Origin of the sequence: Listeria sp. ILCC792, from assembly GCF_900186135.1 — a bacterium.
In the GTDB taxonomy this organism is placed as follows: domain Bacteria; phylum Bacillota; class Bacilli; order Lactobacillales; family Listeriaceae; genus Listeria; species Listeria goaensis.
The window spans coordinates 393357-415496 of record NZ_FYBO01000001.1 but is presented as its reverse complement, the minus strand read 5'-3'; the positions used below and the strand labels follow the sequence as shown (position 1 = coordinate 415496).

Annotated in this window: 21 protein-coding genes and 2 other annotated features (1 of these 23 cut by a window edge); all 21 genes read right to left on the bottom strand. The window is 39.0% G+C overall.

Translation table 11 applies throughout. The annotated features are described in order from the left end of the window. Positions 1-12 precede the first annotated feature (12 nt). Positions 13-2598, bottom strand: a complete 2586-nt coding sequence (gene mutS, locus CFS60_RS01990) for a DNA mismatch repair protein MutS (RefSeq protein WP_088838759.1) — start codon at positions 2596-2598, stop codon at positions 13-15. A gap of 103 nt (positions 2599-2701) precedes the next feature. Continuing rightward, a complete protein-coding gene (locus tag CFS60_RS01985) occupies positions 2702-3055 on the bottom strand; it encodes a RicAFT regulatory complex protein RicA family protein (RefSeq protein WP_088808915.1) in 354 nt (117 codons plus the stop codon). A 15-nt stretch (positions 3056-3070) separates the two neighbouring features. Next, positions 3071-3871, bottom strand: coding sequence for a TIGR00282 family metallophosphoesterase (locus CFS60_RS01980; protein ID WP_088808914.1), 801 nt, complete (start codon positions 3869-3871; stop codon positions 3071-3073). A 32-nt stretch (positions 3872-3903) separates the two neighbouring features. Next, positions 3904-4392, bottom strand: a complete 489-nt coding sequence (locus tag CFS60_RS01975; protein ID WP_240310276.1) for a GNAT family N-acetyltransferase — start codon at positions 4390-4392, stop codon at positions 3904-3906. 16 nt (positions 4393-4408) lie between these two features. Beyond that, positions 4409-5254: a prephenate dehydratase gene (gene pheA, locus CFS60_RS01970; protein ID WP_088838758.1), complete on the bottom strand. Its 846-nt coding sequence runs from the start codon at positions 5252-5254 to the stop codon at positions 4409-4411. Positions 5255-5342: 88 nt separating this feature from the next. Continuing rightward, positions 5343-6632, bottom strand: a complete 1290-nt coding sequence (gene obgE / locus CFS60_RS01965; RefSeq protein ID WP_088825199.1) for a GTPase ObgE — start codon at positions 6630-6632, stop codon at positions 5343-5345. A 127-nt stretch (positions 6633-6759) separates the two neighbouring features. Then, positions 6760-8253, bottom strand: coding sequence for a glycerol kinase GlpK (glpK, locus tag CFS60_RS01960; protein WP_088808911.1), 1494 nt, complete (start codon positions 8251-8253; stop codon positions 6760-6762). 60 nt (positions 8254-8313) lie between these two features. Beyond that, positions 8314-9132, bottom strand: coding sequence for an MIP/aquaporin family protein (locus CFS60_RS01955; protein WP_088808910.1), 819 nt, complete (start codon positions 9130-9132; stop codon positions 8314-8316). A gap of 332 nt (positions 9133-9464) precedes the next feature. Then, the gene (rpmA, locus tag CFS60_RS01950; protein WP_007475125.1) at positions 9465-9755 is read right to left on the bottom strand and encodes a 50S ribosomal protein L27; all 291 of its coding nucleotides are present in this window, start codon (positions 9753-9755) and stop codon (positions 9465-9467) included. A 12-nt stretch (positions 9756-9767) separates the two neighbouring features. Then, the gene (locus CFS60_RS01945; protein WP_088808909.1) at positions 9768-10085 is read right to left on the bottom strand and encodes a ribosomal-processing cysteine protease Prp; all 318 of its coding nucleotides are present in this window, start codon (positions 10083-10085) and stop codon (positions 9768-9770) included. 17 nt (positions 10086-10102) lie between these two features. Beyond that, on the bottom strand, positions 10103-10411 hold the full coding sequence (gene rplU / locus CFS60_RS01940; RefSeq protein WP_088808908.1) for a 50S ribosomal protein L21: 309 nt from the start codon (positions 10409-10411) through the stop codon (positions 10103-10105). Positions 10412-10421: 10 nt separating this feature from the next. Next, positions 10422-10493 (bottom strand) — a sequence feature (ribosomal protein L21 leader region). 54 nt (positions 10494-10547) lie between these two features. Next, complete coding sequence (locus CFS60_RS01935; protein WP_088808907.1) at positions 10548-11879, bottom strand: ribonuclease E/G; 1332 nt, start codon at positions 11877-11879, stop codon at positions 10548-10550. A gap of 56 nt (positions 11880-11935) precedes the next feature. Beyond that, on the bottom strand, positions 11936-12736 hold the full coding sequence (minD, locus tag CFS60_RS01930; protein ID WP_088808906.1) for a septum site-determining protein MinD: 801 nt from the start codon (positions 12734-12736) through the stop codon (positions 11936-11938). A gap of 2 nt (positions 12737-12738) precedes the next feature. Continuing rightward, the gene (gene minC / locus CFS60_RS01925) at positions 12739-13413 is read right to left on the bottom strand and encodes a septum site-determining protein MinC (RefSeq protein WP_088808905.1); all 675 of its coding nucleotides are present in this window, start codon (positions 13411-13413) and stop codon (positions 12739-12741) included. 160 nt (positions 13414-13573) lie between these two features. After that, positions 13574-14095, bottom strand: a complete 522-nt coding sequence (gene mreD, locus CFS60_RS01920; RefSeq protein WP_088808904.1) for a rod shape-determining protein MreD — start codon at positions 14093-14095, stop codon at positions 13574-13576. 2 nt (positions 14096-14097) lie between these two features. Further along, complete coding sequence (mreC, locus tag CFS60_RS01915; RefSeq protein WP_088808903.1) at positions 14098-14979, bottom strand: rod shape-determining protein MreC; 882 nt, start codon at positions 14977-14979, stop codon at positions 14098-14100. Between the two features lie 79 nt (positions 14980-15058). Beyond that, on the bottom strand, positions 15059-16072 hold the full coding sequence (locus CFS60_RS01910; RefSeq protein ID WP_088808902.1) for a rod shape-determining protein: 1014 nt from the start codon (positions 16070-16072) through the stop codon (positions 15059-15061). A gap of 205 nt (positions 16073-16277) precedes the next feature. Further along, positions 16278-16943: a DNA repair protein RadC gene (gene radC / locus CFS60_RS01905; protein WP_088808901.1), complete on the bottom strand. Its 666-nt coding sequence runs from the start codon at positions 16941-16943 to the stop codon at positions 16278-16280. Continuing rightward, on the bottom strand, positions 16940-17650 hold the full coding sequence (locus tag CFS60_RS01900) for an A24 family peptidase (RefSeq protein WP_088814581.1): 711 nt from the start codon (positions 17648-17650) through the stop codon (positions 16940-16942). Before CFS60_RS01900 ends, radC begins: the two co-directional genes overlap by 4 nt. A 241-nt stretch (positions 17651-17891) precedes the next feature. Continuing rightward, entirely contained in the window at positions 17892-19172 is a 1281-nt protein-coding gene (locus CFS60_RS01895; protein ID WP_088815252.1) for a folylpolyglutamate synthase/dihydrofolate synthase family protein, read from the bottom strand. A gap of 57 nt (positions 19173-19229) precedes the next feature. Further along, positions 19230-21881 (bottom strand): valine--tRNA ligase, encoded by a 2652-nt coding sequence (locus CFS60_RS01890; protein ID WP_088838757.1) that lies wholly within the window; start codon positions 21879-21881, stop codon positions 19230-19232. 48 nt (positions 21882-21929) lie between these two features. Beyond that, positions 21930-22140, bottom strand: a binding site (T-box leader) (it continues 9 nt past the right edge of the window).

Genomic DNA, 22140 nt, shown 5'->3' with positions numbered 1-22140 from the left:
AATCACAACCCTTTATAATTTGCTTTGTAGTTCATACAATTTGTTCATTGCGTCCATTGGCGTCATCTGCATCAAATTCAATTTTTTAATTTCTTTTTCAACCAAACTACTTGCTGCTTGCTGCTTAACCGGCGTTTCCATTTCAAACAGCGGCAACTGCATATCGTCAGATACATCAGCCTTAGTTTCTTCTTTTGGAGCAGCGACCAGTTGATTCCCTTCCGCTTCAAGCGTTGCCAAAATCTCGGAAGCACGCTTAATTAAAGGGGCCGGCAATTCCGCAAGCTCCGCTACATGAATCCCGTAACTCTTATCTGCTGGACCTTCATTAATCTTATGAAGAAAAACGACTTTTCCATTTTCCTCTACCGCACTAACATGAATATTGCGCAGTTTTGGTAATTCGTCATCTAAAACCGTCAGTTCATGGTAGTGGGTTGAAAATAACGTTTTGGCATGGACTTCGCTGTGAATGTACTCAATAATCGCCTGAGCGAGCGCCATACCATCGTAAGTTGCCGTCCCGCGACCAATTTCATCGAATAAAATTAAGCTATTTGCTGTTGCATGCACAATCGCATTGCGCGCTTCAAGCATTTCCACCATAAAGGTACTCTGGCCAGCGATTAAATCGTCTGCCGCCCCAATTCGTGTGAAGACTTGATCGAAAATAGGAAGTGTCGCACGCTCTGCAGGAACAAAACAGCCAATTTGCGCGCAGATTGCCGTTAGCGCGACTTGACGCATATACGTACTTTTCCCCGACATGTTCGGTCCTGTAATGAGCAGGATTTCGCGATTCTCGTTCATCAGGCAATCATTGGCGACATAGCTCTGTGCGCCCATTACTTTTTCAACGACCGGATGGCGACCTTGAACAATTTCGAGCTTGCCGTCTGCGCTTAACTCCGGGCGAATAAAGCGGTTTTTTTCGCTAATTTCAGCAAAGCTTTGCAAGCAATCAATTTCACTTACCGCCTTTGCAAGCGCTTGAAGCCGCTCGATGTAGTCTTTGACAATTTCCCGAACTTCCGTAAACAATTTGTACTCAAGCTCAACACTTTTTTCTTCCGCATCTAAAATCAGTTTTTCCTTCTCTTTTAGCTCTGGAGTAATATAACGTTCGGCATTCGTCAGCGTTTGTTTTCGCTCATAACGCCCCTCTTGTAATAAATGGGTATTGGCGCGAGTCACTTCAATATAGTAGCCGAACACCCGATTGAAGCCCACTTTAAGCGATTTAATCCCCGTGAGTTCGCGCTCCTTCCGTTCCAGTTCAGCAATCCAAGTCTTCCCGTTTCGGCTGGCATCGCGGTATGTATCAAGTTCATCGTTGTAGCCATCGCGAATAATGCCCCCTTCCCGAATCGAAATCGGCGGGGAATCAATTACAGCTTTTTCAAGTAAGTCAGTAAGGTCCTCACATGGATCAAGTTTTTCACCTAAACTATTTAAATGTTTGGCGCCTTCCATGTTCGTAAGTACAGCTTTAATCTTCGGAATTTGAAACAGTGAATTGCGGAGCTGAACTAGGTCGCGAGCATTGACATTTCCGTATGCAACCCGGCCAGATAAGCGTTCCAAGTCATAGACATTTTTTAAGTTTTCAACAAGTTCAACGCGCTCGAAGAAATGTTTCATCAATTCTTCTACATCATTTTGACGCCCAGTAATCATTTCATGATCAATAAGCGGGCGGTCAATCCATTGTTTGAGTAAGCGTCCGCCCATTGCTGTTTTTGTATGGTCTAGCAACCATAAAAGCGTCCCCACGCGTCCTTTGCCACGAATCGATTCCGAGAGTTCCAAGTTGCGCTTAGAATAGTAGTCCATTTTCATGAAGTGGCTCGTTTCGTAGTGAACAGCTTTTTGAAGGTGCCCTAAATCGCGTTTTTGTGTATCAGAAAGGTAGTTCAGTAATAAGGCAATCGCTTTTTTCTCCGAAAGAGCAGTGATGCGGTCAATAAGTTTATTCGCCAGCTCACAGCCTTCCGTTTCTTCATGATTTGAGATAAGCAGCCCCATTTGTTTAGTCAGTTCCTCAGATAGAAGGAGCGCGTCATCTTTACGAGCCACAAGTTCTTTTGCAGAAAGCGTTGTGAGTTCATTTAATAAACGATCTTCGCGTGATTCTAAAACGGTCGATTTGAGTTCCCCGGTTGATAGGTCACAGTAGGCAAAGCCAAATTCTTTATCCTCGTATAAATAAAAAGCCGCGATGTAGTTGTTTTCCTTCTCTTTCAACCCTTTTTCGTCCATCACGGTCCCGGGAGAAATCAGCTGAACAACTTCTCGTTTTACCATGCCTTTTGTCGTTTTTGGGTCTTCTACTTGTTCGCATATCGCTACTTTATAACCTTTTTCAATCAATGTATCAATATAGCCACTTGCTGAATGATAAGGTACACCACACATTGGGATTTTACCTTCTCCTCCGCCTTCACGCCCAGTTAGTGTAATTTCTAAAATTTGCGATGCATTTAACGCATCTTCAAAAAACATTTCATAAAAATCACCTAAGCGAAAGAAAAGGAAAGCATCTTGATAGTTCTCCTTAATACTCAAGTATTGTTGCATCATTGGTGTGTACGTTGTCATTTTCTACATCATCCCTTACTTCATCGCGTTTTTTTCATCTTTATATTATACCATAAATTTTTTATCGATTAAAAAATAAACAGACTGATGACGTTTTTTGTCATCAGTCTAGATCTTTTTTCAATTCACTGTAAATCGAATCCGTAATCGTTTGGAGCAAATCATTGGCGTCGCTTTGGGCACGTCTAAATTCCCTCACAACAGGCAAATCATCAATTTCTTTTTTTAATTCTTCAATTTTTGCTTCTGACTGTTTCATTGCTTCATACTTTCCGTAATGTTCAAGGTTGACGGATTGTTTTTGCAGCTGTTTAATCTCTGCGATTTTAGCCTGCACTTTTTGGTTCGCATTAATTTGCTCTTCCGCTTTTTTATAAAATTCGATTTCCTCTGTATGTTCAAGCGCTTCTTTTAATTCCGCAGCTTTTTTCAAAATATCTTCTTTCTTATACGGCATGCTTACACCCCTCTTTTATTCATAAAATGGATGATCATCATTGATTAAAATACGTTCAATTTTGGAAGCACGTCCTGTTTTTTCGTCTAAAGTTATTAAGCAACCAGATAATACGCCGCGTCCTTCTTTTGGTACTTCAAATCGCGTTGGCAGCTGTGTTTTAAAGCGGCGCAGCACCGCTTCTTTATTCATACCAAGAATCGCATCATACGGTCCAGTCATTCCCGCATCTGTTAAATAGGCCGTGCCTTCTGGCAAAATGCGATTATCCGCAGTTTGCACATGCGTATGTGTACCAACAACAGCTGAAACACGTCCATCTAAATGCCAACCCATCGCTTCTTTTTCACTCGTTGTTTCCGCGTGGAAATCAACAAAAATGACATTCGTTTTTTTAGTGGCTTCAGTAACGAGCGTATCAATCATTTCAAATGGATCTTTCAAATCTTGCCCCATAAACGTGCGCCCCTGCAAGTTAATCACCGCAACAAGCGTTTCATTTACTTTCACATACACAATGCCCGTTCCAGGCGTACCTGCCGGGTAGTTTGCTGGGCGCGCTAAATATTTCGCCTCATCAATAAACTCAAACACATCACGATTATCAAAACCATGATTGCCAAGCGTAACGGCATTCGCCCCTTGCTCTAAAAAGGTTTTATAAATTTTTTCTGTGATACCACGACCAGATGCAGAATTTTCACCATTCACAATCGTCACAGTAGGTTTGTATTTCTGCTTTAATTTCGGCAAATATTCCGTAATCATCTCACGACCAATCGAACCGACACAATCACCTATGAATAAAATTTTCATTTTTTGTTTCTCCGTTTCCTTCAAAAATTCGCTTAAAAAGCTTGATTTCGGCGTTCTAAAAGAGCAACATCCCGAAAAACACCATCCATCTTCCCTAAATTTTTATGTATACAAAGTGTTTCAAAACCAAATTTGTGATGGAGCGCAATGCTCGCCTGATTTTCCGGAAAAACAAGCGATGTCAGCGTCCAAAAGCCCGCTTTTTCACTCTCCGTAATCAAGCTTCTCATAAGCGCCTTGCCAACGCCCATTCCTTGTGCAGCCTTCGCAATATAAATACTTATTTCAGCAACACCACGGTAACTTGGCATGCTTGAAAAAGGCAAAAGTGCTGCCCAGCCAATGACTTCCCCCGCTTTTTTCGCAACGAAGCGGCAGTCCTTGAGGTATTTTGCATCCCATTCATAAAAGGTGAGCGGCTCAGTGAGAAACGTGGCATTTTTTGATTTAATGCCTTCTAAATGAATGGCCGCAACCTCTACATAATCATCTTGCTGCATCTTCTCAATTAAAATTTCCATCTCACATTGCCTCCCTTCAATTTAAAATCCGATACACGTTATAAATCCCCAAAACACTTGCCTTCCCGCCTAGCAAGCGAATTTCTTCGAGTGCATTTTGAACGAGCTCCGCCTTGTCTTCCGATAACAAGTCAATTAAAAAGAAATATTCCCCAAGCGCCGTTTTCAGCGGACGCGATTCGATTTTGCTCATATCAATATTCCGCCAAGCAAACGTCGATAAAATTTTATGTAAGGCACCGGGAATATTGTTTGGTAGAAGAACGCTCACGGACGTTTTTTCCTCTTCTTTTTTTAAAGGAATCGACATCTTTTCCCTACTTAAAACGACAAAACGCGTTTGGTTTAACTCGATATCTTGCGCATTTTCCTTCACAATTTGAAGTCCGTATTCTAAAGCCGCCATACGCGGTGCAATAGCCGCCACAAGTTCATTTTCATGTTCACTCACCCATTTAGCAGCATAAGCCGTAGAAGGAGTTGCTTCGCGCACCGCGCCGTATAATTCTTCTTTCAAAAAAGTCTCACATTGTGCGAGCCCTTGTGGGTGACTCATGACTTTTTGAACAGACTGCCAAGAAGCCGCATTCATTTTATGTACCATAACATGTTGGGCAATGGGCAAAACAAGTTCCGCCTGAATAGGCACATTTGAAAAGTGAAACAAGTAATCAAGCGTAATATTTACGCCACCTTCAATCGTGTTTTCAACAGGAACGACAGCCGCATCGACTTCGTTATTTTGAATCGTCATAATGCACTCTGGAATAGAGGCAGCAGGAATTAAATCAGCCGTAGGAAAAGCACTCTTCGCCGCACTATGCGTAAAAGAAGCCGCAGGTCCAAGATAAGCAATTTTCATAAGGTAAACGCTCCTTTCTAACCAAGTATCAGGCTGATAAACATGTTTATCAGCCTGATTTTAGTTTTCTACGCCAAAACGGCGCCGGTTACTCTTGGAATTCGAATTCAAAATCAAGCAGGCGAACGGTGTCGCCATCTTCCGCACCGCGCTTACGGAGTTCCTCATCAACGCCCATCGCACGGAGCTGTCTTGCAAAGCGATTAATCGAAGCATCTCTTTCGAAGTTTGTCATCGCAAATAGTCGCTCTACTTTTTCACCACTTAACACAAAAGCGCCGTCTGGGTCACGTGAAATGACAAAATCAGGTTCTTCTGCTTCAAATTTATATAACACCGTATTTTCTTCTTCTTTTTCGAGCAGTTCATCGAGCGGGAATTCAGGCGTTGTTTCCAGCTTGTCAGCGATAGCGAGTAGGAGAGCATTCAACCCTGTTTTAGTTAAAGCTGAGATTGGAAAAACGGGAATATCCTCGTCTAGTTTTTCTTTGAATTTTTGCAAATTAAGTTCAGCATCCGGCATATCCATCTTGTTCGCCACGACGATTTGCGGACGCTCTAAAAGGCGTAAATTGTAGTCTTCAAGCTCCTTATTTATCGTCACGAAATCTTCATAAGGTTCGCGGCCTTCCGCACCAGACATATCTACGACGTGTACAATGACACGCGTCCGTTCAATGTGGCGTAAAAATTGGTGTCCTAAACCAACACCTTGGCTCGCGCCTTCAATGAGCCCCGGCAAGTCAGCCATTACAAAACTACGACCATCGCCTGTATCCACCATACCTAAGTTTGGAACAAGCGTCGTAAAATGATACGCAGCAATTTTTGGGCGCGCCGCAGAAACAATTGAAAGTAGTGTTGATTTCCCAACGCTTGGGAATCCAACTAGCCCCACATCAGCAAGCACTTTTAATTCAAGCTGAATATTGCGTTCTTGTCCCGGTTCTCCGTTTTCAGATAGCTCTGGTGCAGGATTCGCTGGTGTTGCAAAACGTTTATTTCCGCGTCCCCCGCGTCCACCTTTGGCGATAATAGCACGCTGTCCGTGTGCCACTAAATCTGCAATCGTTTCGTCCGTATCAAGATCTTTCACAAGCGTACCAGGCGGGACAGGGATAACTAAATCGCTTGCACCACGTCCATGCATACTTTTACTCATTCCGTTTTCTCCGTGTTCCGCTTTAAATTTGCGTTTAAAACGAAAATCGACTAAAGTACGCAATCCTTCATCTACTTGAAAAACAACATTGGCCCCTTTGCCACCGTCGCCACCAGCAGGTCCACCATTTGGAACGAATTTCTCGCGACGAAAAGCAACCATACCATCGCCGCCATTCCCCGCTTTTACATTTATCTTAACCTGATCTACAAACATATCGTTTTAATCTCCCGTTCTTTAAAAGTCTTATTTAACATTATATCAATAAAATTGCCAATCACACAACATTTTATTTACGCGCACAAAAAAAGGTGCTAGAAACATCCTAACACCTCTTCTTTTCTTATTTAAATGCTTGCGCCGCTTTAACAGCTTTGTGCCAGCCTTCATATAGCGTTTCGCGTTCATCGTCCTTCATTTCAACTTCAAATTTCTTGTCGAGTTTCCAACGTTTGACGATTTCGTTTTTGTCTTCCCAAACACCAACCGCAAGACCCGCCAAATACGCAGCGCCTAAAACGGTCGTCTCCAAATTGTCTGGCCGCTCAACTGGAACATTCAAAATGTCCGCCTGGAACTGCATCAGAAAATCGTTTGCGGAAGCACCTCCATCAACACGAAGGGCTTTAAGCTTAATCTTCGAGTCTTCCTCCATCGCATGAAGCACATCACGTGTTTGATACGCCAGTGATTCAAGAGTCGCCCGAACAAATTGCTCTTTCTCTGTGCCGCGCGTTAATCCGAAAACAGCACCACGCACATCTGAATCCCAATATGGTGCGCCTAGTCCAACAAACGCCGGTACGACATAAACACCATCAGAGGACTCAATCTTTTCTGCATAGCCTTGTGAGTCGCTTGATTGACGTAACATACGTAAACCATCGCGTAACCACTGAATAGCTGATCCAGCAACGAAAATACTACCTTCTAGCGCATACTCCACTTTTCCATCTAATCCCCATGCAAGTGTTGTCAGCAAGCCATTTTCAGACCGAACTGCCTTTTCTCCAGTATTCATGAGCAAGAAGCAACCCGTTCCATACGTATTTTTCGCCATACCACTTTCAAAACAACCTTGTCCGAATAAAGCAGATTGCTGGTCACCGGCAATGCCTGCCACTGGGACTTCCTCGCCAAAGAAATGGTAAGGTACGGTTGTTTCATAAACCTCAGAAGAAGGACGAACTTCAGGAAGCATCGATTTTGGAATATTTAACATATCCAGTAGTTCATCGTCCCATTTCAAATCATAAATATTGTAGAGCAGTGTACGTGATGCGTTAGAATAATCTGTGACATGAGCTTTTCCGCCAGTTAATTTCCAAACAAGCCAACTATCAATCGTTCCAAATAGTAATTCCCCATTTTCAGCGCGTTCTTGTGCGCCTTCCACATTGTCTAAAATCCACCGAACTTTCGTACCTGAAAAATAAGCGTCAATTAAAAGACCCGTTTTTTCACGAACCATATCTTCCTTGCCTGCTTCTTTTAGCTCCTTACAAATGTCTGCCGTTTGGCGCGATTGCCAAACAATTGCATTATAGATTGGATTTCCAGTTTCCTTATCCCAAACAACAGCTGTTTCACGTTGGTTAGTAATCCCGATACCCGCAATTTGTTTAGAGGAAATATTCGTTTTCAACAGAACGCCTGCAATGACGGCTAGTATGGAAGCCCAAATTTCGTTTGCATTATGTTCCACCCAACCTGGCTTTGGGAAAATTTGTTCAAATTCTTCTTGTTCTACCCCAATAACTTCGCCGTCACTATCAATAATCATTGCCCGTGAACTGGTTGTCCCTTGATCGAGCGCTAAAATGTATTTTTTTTCCACTACAATTGCCTCCTTTAAGTATTTTGGGGATACGCTCATCCCCAGATTATCTTATGTGTATTATACTAAATCTTTTTTCTTGTCGATTGTCATTGCAAAAATTAAAACGAGTACGAATAATGCCGCAAAAACCCATAACCAGACACCCATGTCTTTATTTACGACAGCGTTATAAACAAGTGCTCCAAGTCCTCCGCCTAAAATTGGTCCAAGGACTGGGACCCAAGAATAAGACCAATCTGAGCCACCTTTTCCCGAAATTGGCCAAACAAAGTGAGCAATACGCGGTCCTAAATCACGAGCGGGATTAATGGCATAACCTGTCGTTCCACCTAGACTCATACCAATTACAACGATTAGTCCGCCAACAGCAAGTGGATTCAAGCCGTTAGCAAATTGGTTCGCTCCTAAAGATAATAACCCAAAAACTAAAATAAAAGTACCTAATGCTTCACCAAAAAAGTTAGATGTATAATGCCGAATTGCTGGTGCAGTTGAGAAAACGCCTAATTTTGTCGCTTTATCTTCTGTTTTTTTCCAGTGCGGGTAGTAGTGTAACCAGACGAGTGTTGCCCCAATAAATGCGCCGATAAACTGAGCGGCAATATACGGGAGAACATAGTCCCAAGGGAATGCTCCTGCAAGCGCCATTCCAACGGTTACAGCAGGATTTAAGTGCGCCATGCTCATGTAACCGGAAACATAAACGCCCATTGTAACGGCGAGTCCCCAGGCAATCGCAACAACGACCCAGCCTGCATTCTCAGCTTTAGACCATTTGAGTGAAACGCCAGCTACAACGCCTCCCCCAAAAAGTACCAGTACAGCAGTCCCCAGTAACTCTCCTAAGAACTGTGTGCCTAAACTAGTGTCAATCATTTAGAACATCTCCTTTTTATCCTTAAGTTTGGTCCGTCTTTCTTTTATTCCCCTTAACGAACAAGCCAAACTTCATTTTATTTCAAAAAAAGAATGACAACCAAAACATTGGCAAATTATGAAAATTGCCGTTCTGATTGTCATCTCTTCTCCTGACAAGTTGATTAACTTGGTTCTATTAAATCACACTAGGAAAGCGCTGTCAACGAATGAACTTGCTATATTTTTCACATGTGGGAAGGATATATTTCATTCTTATGTAACGATTTTCAGCTATGACAGAAATATTTTCACATAAAAAAACCAAGGTGATAAACACCTCGGTTTTGATTTTACGCTTCTTGCGCAGCAGGATAAACACTAACTTTTTTCTTGTCACGACCCATACGTTCAAAACGTACGACGCCGTCAGTTTTAGCGAAAAGTGTATCATCGCCTCCACGACCAACGTTAGTTCCTGGATAAATTTTTGTTCCACGTTGACGATAAAGGATGGAACCGCCAGTAACGAATTGACCGTCTGCACGTTTCGCTCCTAGACGTTTAGACTCGGAATCACGACCATTGGAAGTGGAACCACCGCCTTTTTTGTGGGCAAAATGTTGAATATCAAATTTTAACATGAAATACACCTCCTATTTGGAGTTTATTTTAATATGATCAGGATAGCTGTACGCTAATGACCTAAGTTGATTCACCATTCCATTTAATAGGATTTGAACATTACTGTTTGCTACAAATTCTTCTGGAACTGTGTAAAAAAGATAACCGGATTCCTCTTCAAAAATCGGGGGAACACCTTCCATATCTTCTAAAGCACCAATCATTCCAAAAACAATGGATGACGCCCCTGCACAAACAAGATCTCTCCCATTTTCCGCAAAATCAGCATGTCCACTCATTGTAAACGAAACAATTTGTTCATTTTTCCAATTAATATTGACTTGAATCATGGTTTCGTCCTTTCAAATTAAGCATTGATTGCATCAATCGTTAATTTTGTGTAAGGTTGACGATGACCTTGTTTTTTGTGGTAGTTCTTCTTAGGTTTATATTTATAAACCGTAAGTTTCTTAGCGCGACCTTGTTTTGTAAGCTTAGCCGTAACAGTTGCTCCTTCAACAAAAGGAACACCCACCTTAGCTGCATCGCCGCCTACGAAAAGAACTTTATCAAAAGTTACCACATCACCAACTTCTCCTGCTAATTTCTCAACATAGATTTCTTGGCCAGCTTCCACTTTGATTTGTTTCCCACCAGTTTCAATAATTGCGTACATACTTGCACCTCCTCATACTCAGACTCGCCATCGTTGGGGGCAAAAATGCACTTGACCCAATTCTGTGCGGTTGTAGCGTGGTGCGCTACAAACATAACAGTAAAATAATATCATACAGAGTCTCTAGTGTCAATCTTTATTCTACTCGCGCAATTTGATAAAAAGATACCGTTTCATCTGCAATTTCCCAGTCAATTGGTGCGTCAGCTAAAACGCCTAAATCTAAAAAAGCAGATAAAACAGCTTCCGTTGTGATGATTAAAATAAAATTAAGCGAACTAAGGTTATATGTTTTAAGCTCTCGTTCGAGTTCATACGCAAGTGAATTGGCAGATTTCACATGCCCTATCCCTTTGCAACTTGGACATACATCAGAAGTGATTTCAAGAAGAGAGGCCTCTTTTTTTCGCCGTGTTAGTTGCATAAGCCCTGTTTTCGAAAAACCAGCAACTTGTGTTGTCACGAGTTCTTCTCTCACCAAACGTTCCATTTCCTCCAAAAGTTTTGCATGATCAACATCAGACATACCACCAATAAAGTCAATCACAATAAACCCACTAATTTGTCGCAGGCGCATTTGACGTAAAATTTCAGGAATAGCTTCAAAATTCACTTTTGATACTGTTTTTTCCTTCGTGAAATCACCTGAAAAGCTCCCTGAATTCACATCAATCACCCACATTGCTTCGGTTTTTTCAATAAACAAGGAAGACCCGTTTTTTAGATGAACGATAGGCTGCAACAATTTGACAAGGCTCCCGCTCAGCTTAAACGTATCAAAAATATCATCGTCTGCCACTAACTTTGTAGCAAACGGAAAGGAAACATCAGAAAAAACTTCTTTCACCTGATAAGCCTCGATAAAACGTGTGATTTTTTCAAAAAATAAATCTTCTGATGCATGAATAAGTCCCGGACGCTTTTGTTTCGCCGCTTTCTGCTCAAGCAAAGCGAATTCCCCGCGCAATTCTTCCAAGTGCGAAAAAAGCTCCGCTTCCGCCAAATTTTCCGCATCAGAACGGATAATAACCGCTTCTTCTGGCTTTAAAATATTGGTCACTGTGTCCCGTAACCTCGTTTTCTCATTTTCAGTTATGCGCTTTGAAACCGATACATATGATTTTCCTTTCATATAAACCAAATAAGAATTTGAAACCTCGACAATCCCCGTAACAAGAGGCAATTTTGTTTTCGACCCCATTCGAACAACTTGTACAAGCAAACGTGCGCCTTGCGTTGCGGCAACGTATTCAGGCAAGTCTTTTAAATGTAGGAAGCCCTTTTCAAACCCAAGATTCAAAAAAGCAGCATCTAATTTTTTATCAATCTTTTCAATTTGCGCTAAAAAAATATGACCTACTTGAGCATTTTGGCTCGGCCGAAAAAGTTGAAAATCAACCAATTGTTTATTATGAGTGACAGCAATTCGTTTTTCCGTATTTTTTGCATTAATAATAAGTTGCGGCATTAAAATCCCCACCTTCTTTAAAAAAAGCCCCCTTTTCAGAGGGCCTGTCTCATCTATTATTTACCACTAAAAAGTTTTTTTAACCGTGCAAAAAAGCCTTCTTTTTTAGTTTCAATCGACATAAGTGGAATGGATTCGCCTAAAATGCGGCGTACAATGTTTCTATAGCCTTGTGATGCCCGATTATTCGGTAACATTGCAACTGGATCGCCACTATTTGAAGAACGAATAACCTCATCGTCATCAATAATAATACCTAGAAGTTCGATGGACAAATGCGTTGTAATTTCATCAATATCCATAACATCCCCATTTTGCATCATTTGTGTACGGATACGATTAATAATTAATTTTGGTGGCTCGATATCTTCATTTTCGAGTAAACCAATAATTCTATCTGCATCACGAACCGCAGAAATTTCAGGTGTTGTAACAACAATGGCTTTATCAGCTCCAGCTACAGCATTTTTATATCCAGTTTCTATACCTGCAGGTGAATCAATTAAAATATATTCGTAATCCGGTTTTAGCTCATCGATTAACGTTTTCATTTGATCAGCACTTACAGCTGTTTTATCCGTAGTTTGCGCAGCTGGTAAAAGAAACAGTAAATCATCAAAACGCTTATCTTTAATTAAAGCTTGATGAATCTTGCATCTCCCTTCGATTACATCTACTAAATCGTAAATAATTCGGTTTTCCAGTCCAAGTACTACATCTAAGTTTCGAAGGCCAATATCCATATCAACCAAGCAGACTTTTTTGCCTTGAAGTGCAAGTGCTGTTCCTAGATTGGCAGTTGAAGTTGTTTTTCCAACGCCACCTTTCCCAGAAGTAATGACTATAGCCTCACCCATGTTTATCGTCCTCCCTCAAAATTCGAAATTTCAGGTCTAATTTTCCTAATTTTATGTATGTCATCAATTATGATTTCATCTTCGCGAATATAGGCTGAAAATAGTTCCGTATCCGCGATATCCTTATAATCTTCACTATCAAAGCCAAAAAACTTTTCCGCAATACGCACTTGCGAAGGATATAAGAATTTACCAGCAATGACCGAATCTTTATCGCCTTCAAAACCAGCGTGTACAATTCCTTTAATCTGCCCTAAGACAAAAATATTTCCAGTTGACCGTATTTGCCCACCAGGATTAATGTCACCAATAAGAAGCACATCACCTGTAACTTGAATAACCTGCCCAGACCGAATGATTGTTGCGAGCGAATAGATTTGATCTGCTTCTTTCCACTTTTTCGCATCCGCCTTCGTCATCACGTTACTATAAAAAGCACCAATCTTCATTTGGCTATTTTGAACGATAATTTTCGCAATTCTAGCCTCTTCCTCTTCTGAAAAAAGCCGGTTCCCAATTTGGACTTGGACCGAAAGTTTCTCGCCAGAATAAGGTGCTGTTTTTTGTTCTTTTAAAAGGCTAATCAATTCTGCTTCTAGTTCGTTAATACTTGCAGTGTCGCTTAAGAAAATTTGAATACCTTCTTTTGTTCCTTTCATTTGGACATTCTTTTTCATTCCCATATCACCCCGCTAAACTCATTTTCTTAAAACCGATTGCTTGTTTTATTATAGCAGAACTTTTATCTCTTTAACATAAAAAACAGCTTAATCGTGCTTATCAAGCATAGCAACCTTCCATACTTGATAATGACTCACACGATTTTAGCTGTTTTTATTAGGATTCAGATTTTTTTAATTTGAATAAGAAATATCGGAACGGAAAGAAAACAACTAAATAAAAAGCAAAATTCAATATAAGCGTTGTCCACAATCTATAATCAATGAATTCCGGGAAACTCATTGTCGTTGTTCCAATTAAATAATAAAACGCATAAACAAGTACTTCACATAATATAACATTAAAAACAGCTATCAAGCCAACTAGAACGATATTATTCTGCAAAACCTTCAAGAACTTATCTGTTATATAAACGATGAATGGGAAAATAGCAAAGTAAATACCCATAACACCCGTATAATAAATATCAAATAAAATCCCTAAAGTAAATGCATAAATAAGCGTCGTATTTCGTCTGTAAAAAGCTGTCATAATGACTAACATAATAAGAAGAAAATGAGGAATAAACAATCTCTCTTCTCCAAATAATACGTGTCCAAATTGAAGACTAACGACACCTTCTAAAATAAAAGTACCAATCATGATTGCCGGAAGCCAAATGATTTTCTTGACATTCATGACTAATTGCCTCCAGACGAATCAGTATTTTCATCACCAGACGTAGAAGTTTCCGCAGTACGTTTTAAAATCGTCACATGATTTAAATCATACATATCAGCACCTGGCTTTACATAAGCAGTTTGTGACAATCCCATTTTATCTGTTTCAACTTTTTCAATGGTTCCAATAAAAATGCCAGATGGGAATTTCCCACCAAGTCCCGACGTCACAATCTTTTGGCCTTTCGTAAACTTCATATCATAAGGTAATTGTTTTAATTCCAATAACTTATCATCACTATTATAACCATTAATAATCCCATAAGCCGAGGCGCTACCTTGAACCATTGCCGAAACACGATTACGCGTGTCAGACGATGTCAATAGCTCAACAGTTGATGACTTTGCACCAGTTGTCGTTATTCGCCCAACTAGCCCACCTGATGTAACAACCGCCATATCAGGTTTCACGCCATCTCTTGAACCTTTATCAATCTCAACTTGCTCATTCCAATTTGTCGGATTACGTGAAATGACAGACCCGTTTATAGGATCATAATCGCTTAAACTCGATTGAATATTAAGTGAGTCCTTTAATTCTTTATTCTCTTTTCGTAAATCTGCAACATCACTTTCCAGTTGCGCCAATTCTTCTAAACGTTCTTTTAAATGCTCATTCTCTGTATAAGTATTTTTTAAATCTTGCGCGCCACTTATAACACCAGAAACAAAGCTTGCTGGTTTCGAAACAACATTTTCTCCAAAACCAACAACATCTTTTACAAATTGTTCAGGCCACGATGCATTTTCTCTGTCTCTGAGAGAAAAACCGACAAGGGCCACAAGAACAATGATAGCTATCAGCATAATAATTAAACGCTTATTTAGAAAAAATTGTGGCATAATGAACACCTCATCTCGTTAATCCTCTTTTTTCGATTTGAAGCTAACACTTTCTAGTTGAAATAAATGAGTGTTCCATTTAGTTCATTTTTTTCTTTTTATACAAGTCCATATTTTCAAGTGCTTTCCCTGTCCCAATTGCCACACAATCAAGCGGCTCATCCGCAATAATTACAGGCATTTTTGTTTCTTCAGAAATGACAGAGTCTAAATTGCGCAGTAACGCACCTCCGCCAGTAAGTACAATACCTTTATCCATAATATCAGCTGACAATTCAGGTGGTGTATTTTCAAGTGTACTCTTAACTGCATCAATAATAGCTGAAATGGTATCGGATAGTGCTTCGCTAACTTCTTCAGGTGTTACTTCGATTGTTTTTGGTAAGCCTGTTACCAAATCACGACCACGTATACTGAAAGGTTCTAAATTGAGATTTGTAGCATCGGCAGAACCAATTTCCATTTTAATGGACTCAGCAGTACGATCGCCAATAAGTAAGTTATATTTTTTACGAATGTAATTAATAATAGATTCATCAAGGTCATCACCTGCAGTACGTACTGAACGGCTTGTGACAATACCTCCTAGAGAAATAACAGCAACTTCAGTAGTTCCCCCACCAATATCGACAACCATGCTACCAGTCGGATCCCATACAGGAAGCCCAGCACCAATTGCTGCAGCGAATGGTTCTTCAATTGTATAAGCATCTTTTGCCCCAGCTTGTCTTGTTGCATCAATAACTGCTCGTTTTTCTACGCCAGTGATGCCAGAAGGAACACAAATCATTACAAATGGTTTGCTAGCGCTCATTCCTTTGCTAGCTTTTTGGATATAATACTTCATCATTGCTGCTGTTGTATCATAATCCGCGATTACCCCGTCCTTCATTGGACGAATAGCTACAATATTGCCTGGTGTTCTACCAATCATATTTTTAGCTTCATTACCAACTGCCACTATTTCTTGCGTGTCTTTCTTCATTGCAACAACGGAAGGCTCTCTTAAAACAATGCTCTTTCCTTTCATGTATACAAGTGTATTCGCAGTTCCTAAGTCAATGCCGATATCTTTGTTTCCAAATCCAAACATCTGTATTCTCCTTTTCTTTCAAAAATTAACTTTTGTATAAGTAATCAATGAAGCTGACACATTTGCACAGTTCAAAAATTAAGTTTACCTTATCCCTCGAGTGCCACTATTTCTATCTAAACACATATACAACCATTACATTATAACATAACTGTTTCATCACGGCATTAATTTTTAATAAGAAGAAATAAAATTAAAGTTTTCTTTAGAAATACTTTTTTTCTTTCATACTAAGATGGCTGTTTTTGCCTATAATAATGTGGTCTAGCAGGCGAATACCTAATAGCTCACCAGAATTTGCAAGCCGTTTTGTGACTCTGATATCTTCTTGTGAAGGCGTTGGATCACCAGATGGATGATTATGAAAACAAATAAGCGAAGCAGCAGATAATTTTAGTGCAATTCGAAAAACTTCACGTGGGTGCACAACACTAATGTTTAAACTACCGATAAACACTGTTTCGCGATGAATAATTTGATTTTTAACATTTAAAAAGACACAGTGAAAATGTTCTTGATATAAAAAACTAAGTTCCGGCTGCACAATTGAAACTGCATCAAACGGTGTTTTTATCACATAAGTTGTGCTTTTTTCGTTTTGATTTAGCCTTTTTCCCATTTCAAGTGCTGCAACAATTTTCGCAGCTTTTGCAATGCCGATACCATTTATTTTTTGAAATTCTTCGATTGTAGCGTGTTGAACGCTATCCAGTTCCCTAAAGCGCATAACAATCCGATTCGCCACAGAAAGGACAGACTCGTTTTTTGTTCCTGTTTCAATAATTAAAGCCATCAATTCAGAGAGAGTTAGTGCATCAGGGCCATGCCTTACTAATTTTTCCCTAGGCGGGTCGTCCAATTTTAAATTCATTCAAATCCACCGACTTTCAAACATAAATAACTTAAATACCCAAGAAATATAAATGGGACAAAAGGAATCATTTTTTTTCGCGAAATTTTATGGGTTAAACAGGCTACACCTAAAGAAATGGCAGCAATTGTCAGCGCGTAGATAAATATTTTATAACTTGTTGCAAATCCAACTGCAGTACCTAGAATAATCAATATTTTAATATCCCCTAGTCCAAATCCTTTTTTGACAAAATAATAACAGGCACTATAAGCGATAAAGCTAATTATAAGTTGTATAGTAGCGAATAAAACCGCTTGATTTAAAAATTGAAAAATGAGTATTATTGTTAGAAAAAAGCCCAATGCAAGGTTAGGAACATGCAGAAAATAAATATCTGTTAAAAGAAAATAATACAAAAAGAGAAATACAATGAAATGAACCATACCGATATGATGCATAAGATAAAATTGATACAGGACAAGCATTAAAATTGGAAAAGTAATTTCTTGCCAAAAATACATCTTGTGTAGCGCTTTTTGACAGCAAATTGTTTTCCCTTTTTGGACGATATATGAAACAATTGGAATCATGTGTTTGAATGAGATTTCCTGTTTGCAGTAATCGCAATGAGAATGACGAAATAGAAATGGTTTCTTTTGTGGTGAATTTTGCGCGCAAACGTGTAAAAAAGAACCAAAGATCGAACTGTAAATAAAAACAAACATATAGCACAATTTATTTGAACCTCCATTTTTTCTAGATTCTATCAGTATTTTTTAAGAAAGTCATATTGATAAAAATCTATTTTGGAAATGAATTACATTTAAATTCGTAAAGTTTGCTTAGTTAAAAATGCAATTTTGTAGGCAGACTTTCTTCGTAAAATCTTTTTTTCACCGTTTGCATTTTAGTTTGCGATAAACTATATTAAAAAAACTCCCCCATCTAGGAGGAGAAAATCAAACACTACTTTCTTAATAAAAATTTTCGAACTTCCGAAATAAAATAGAGCGAGCCTGAAATATATATAGTCGTCGTCAATTTAGCCGATTGTTTTTCCTGTATAAATTCTTTCCAATCTAGTACAGCGTTTATTCCGTTTTCTTTTGAAATTCGTTTCACATCGTCCTTCGAAAGAGATCTTGGAAAATCAAAAGTTGTTAGATAGAGCTGTACATGTTGAAGTTTTTTTAGAGATTGAATCATACTCGTATAATCTTTATCACTTAAAATGCTAATTAGAAGTTCTATATTATCTTCGTGTTGTAAATTATTAATAAGCGATTGAATGCCTTCAGGGTTGTGTGCGCCGTCCAAGACAAAATTAGGCAGCCCTTGAATTTTTTCTAATCTTCCCGGCCAAAAAGCCTCTTTTAAGCCTTGATAAATAGATTTCGTAGTTAGAGAAATATCACCTATTTCCCGTAAAATAAATAACGTTTGAATGGCAACGGAAGCGTTTTGAATTTGGTGATCACCATTTAAACCTGTTTCAAGATTAGGAAGTTCTTGATTTTTTGTATGAAAAACAAAACTATTTTTTGAAACTTTTTTAGAATTAAAATCCTTGCCGTAAAAATAAATAGTAGAATTTTGCTTATTGGCTAATTTTTGCAATACATCTATCACGCTTGGTTGAACTACACCTGAAACGGTTGGGACGTTTTGCTTGATAATACCACCTTTTTCAAGCGCAATTTCTTCAATAGAATTACCTAGAAACTCCATATGATCAAGGCCTATTGTTGTAATAACAGAAATAAGTGGCGTTAACACATTCGTTGAATCAAGGCGGCCACCTAACCCAACTTCAATGATTCCAAAATCGATTTGATCATATTCTGCAAAGTAAAGAAACATCATTGTCGTGATAATTTCAAATTCTGATGGAGGGCCAAGATCGGTTTTGGCGATTTCGGAAGCTATAGGAGCAACACGATTAGCTAACGTTACAATCATCTCATCTGAAACTGGTTCATTATTGACAGAAATGCGCTCATTAAACCGTTCGATATATGGGGAAGTGAAAGTTCCAATTCGATATCCTTCTGCTTCAAGAACGGAGCGAATAAATGTTAATGTAGAACCCTTTCCGTTAGTTCCAGCAACGTGAATCCATTTTGCTTTTTTCTCTGGATTTCCTAGCGTTTCTAACATTTTTTCCATTCGTGAAAGCCCTGGTTTAATTCCTAGGCGTAACGTTCCATGAATCCAATCTAAAGCTTCATCATACGAAGTGAATTTCAAATATACCAGCTCCCTTAAAAAACAGCCCTATCTTATTCAATAAGGCTGTCATTTAGATTAGTTTTTCTTCAAATTAGCAATACGTTCTTCAACGGATGCTTTTTTTGCTAAATAATCTTGTTCTTTCGCTTTTTCTTCTGCAACAACTTTTTCCGGAGCTTTTGAAATAAAGCGTTCATTGGATAGTTTGCCTTGAACTCTTGCCACTTCTTTGTTCCACTTCTCAAGTTCTTTCTCTAAGCGAGCAATTTCTTCCTCAATATTAATTAAACCTTCTAATGGTAAATAGATTTCTACACCGGATATGACTGCGGTCATTGTTGAATCAGATGGTGTCAAATCAAAAGAAATTGTCAACGTTTCTGGATTACAGAAGCGTTCAAGATAAGAAATATTTTCTTCCAAAATGGTTTTGAATTTTTCATTGGCTGGTTTAAGTTCAATTTTAATTTGTTTACTTAAAGGTGTGTTAACTTCAGCTCGGATGTTACGCACTGCGCGAATAATATCAACCAAAGTTTTCATTGCTTCAGATGATGCACAATCAATCTGACTTTTATCTACTTGCGGCCATGCAGCAATAGTAATAGACTCGCCTTTATGCGGTAAATTTTGCCAAATTTCTTCTGTAACAAATGGCATAAATGGGTGAAGTAATCGCATTGTATTATCCAGTACAAAAGCAAGAACTGAACGAGTAGTTTTCTTCGCTTCTTGATCTTCACCGTACAAGGAAATTTTTGCAATTTCAATATACCAATCACAAAACTCATCCCAAATAAAATTGTACAATGTCCGTCCCACTTCTCCAAACTCGTATTTTTCAGAAAGTGCAGTAACAGTTTCAATGGTTTCATTTAAACGAGTTAATATCCATTTATCACTTACTTCAATAATTTTTGATAAATCAATTTCATCGTATTGTAAGCCATCCATATTAATAAGCGCAAATCGTGAAGCGTTCCAGATTTTATTAATAAAATTCCAAGATGCTTCAACTTTTTCAAAGCTAAATTTCAAATCTTGCCCTGGCGAGGTTCCTGTTGATAGTGTGTAACGCAATGAATCAGCGCCATATTTATCAATAACATCAATTGGATCTACGCCATTGCCAAGAGATTTTGACATTTTACGTCCTTCTGCATCACGTACAAGTCCATGAATAAGTGTATCTTTGAATGGACGTTCTCCTGTGAATTCCACGGATTGGAAAATCATTCGTGAAACCCAAAAATAAATGATGTCGTATCCTGTTACTAATGTGTGATTCGGGAAGAAATGCTTATAATCAGAAGCATCAGTATCTGGCCAACCCATAGTTGAAAAAGGCCAAAGTGCAGAACTAAACCACGTATCTAAGACATCTTCATCTTGTTCCCATTCAGAAATATTTTCTGGTGCTTTCTCACCAACATAAATCTCACCAGTTTCTTTGTGATACCAAGCAGGAATGCGATGCCCCCACCATAGTTGTCTTGATACACACCAATCGTGAATGTTTTCCATCCAAGTGGTATACGTCTTCTCAAAGCGATTTGGAACGAAATTAACTTTTGTTTCTTCTTCTTTTTGTATCGCAATAGCAGCTTCTGCTAAAGGTCCCATTTTGACGAACCATTGCATAGATAAATATGGCTCTACGACAGCATCAGTACGTTCTGAATGCCCTACTGCATGCATATGAGGTTCTTGTTTAATAAATAAATCAAGCTCTTTAAAATCTTGAATGATAGCTTTACGTGCTTCAAAACGATCCATGCCGTTGTACTTACCAGAAGCTTCGTTCATTGTACCGTCTTCATTCATAATAATAATCCGTGGTAAATCATGACGGTTCCCAACTTCAAAATCATTAGGGTCATGAGCGGGTGTGATTTTAACAGCACCAGAGCCAAAGTCGCGTTCCACATACTCATCTGCAACAATTGGGATTTCGCGATTTAAGATGGGAAGTAAAATAGTTTTCCCAATTAAATGTGCGTAGCGTTCGTCTTTTGGATGCACAGCAACCGCTGTATCGCCAGGAATGGTTTCAGGACGAGTTGTTGCCACTTCTAAAAAGCCAGAACCATCAGCTAGAGGGTATTTTAAATGGTAGAAGTTTCCTTCCACTTCCTTATGAATAACTTCAATATCGGAAAGCGCAGTTTTAGCAACCGGATCCCAGTTAATAATATATTGTCCGCGGTAGATTAAACCTTTTTCGTATAGAGAAACAAAAACTTTTTTTACAGCATCTGAAAGACCTGCGTCTAGCGTGAAGCGTTCTCTTGAATAGTCTAGACCTAACCCTAATTTTTCCCATTGTTCGCGAATAAAAGAGGCATATTCTTCTTTCCATTCCCAAGATTTCTCAAGAAAATTTTCGCGGCCAATGTCATGACGAGAAATATTTGATTCTTTTAATTTAGCTTCCACTTTTGCTTGAGTAGCGATTCCAGCATGATCCATACCCGGTAAATATAATGTGTCGAAACCTTGCATGCGTTTCATACGGGTAATAATGTCTTGCAATGTAGTGTCCCAAGCGTGCCCTAAATGAAGTTTACCAGTCACGTTTGGCGGGGGAATTACAACGCTATAAGGCTCTTTTTCTAAATTTCCTTCTGCTTTAAAAAAGCCCTGTTCAAGCCACCAAGCATACTTACCTTCTTCTACGTTATTTGGTTCATATTTAGTTGGCATTTCAATTTCATTTTGGTTTTCCATCTTAAAACCTCCTATTTTTATCAAATAAAAAAACTCTTCTTGTCCTTATAAAAGGACGAAAAGAGTTTGGATTCGCGGTACCACCTTTTTACTCAAAAATTTTGAGCACTTCATTCGTTTAACGATGAGTTTCACCGGCTTCTCCTACTTTATTGTTCAGAAAAGCAGCTCCGAGGCTACCTTCAATTATTTCGAATGAAAGTTTTCACCAACCACTTTCTCTCTAAAAAAACAAAAATAATTTACTCTTCCTCTTCAA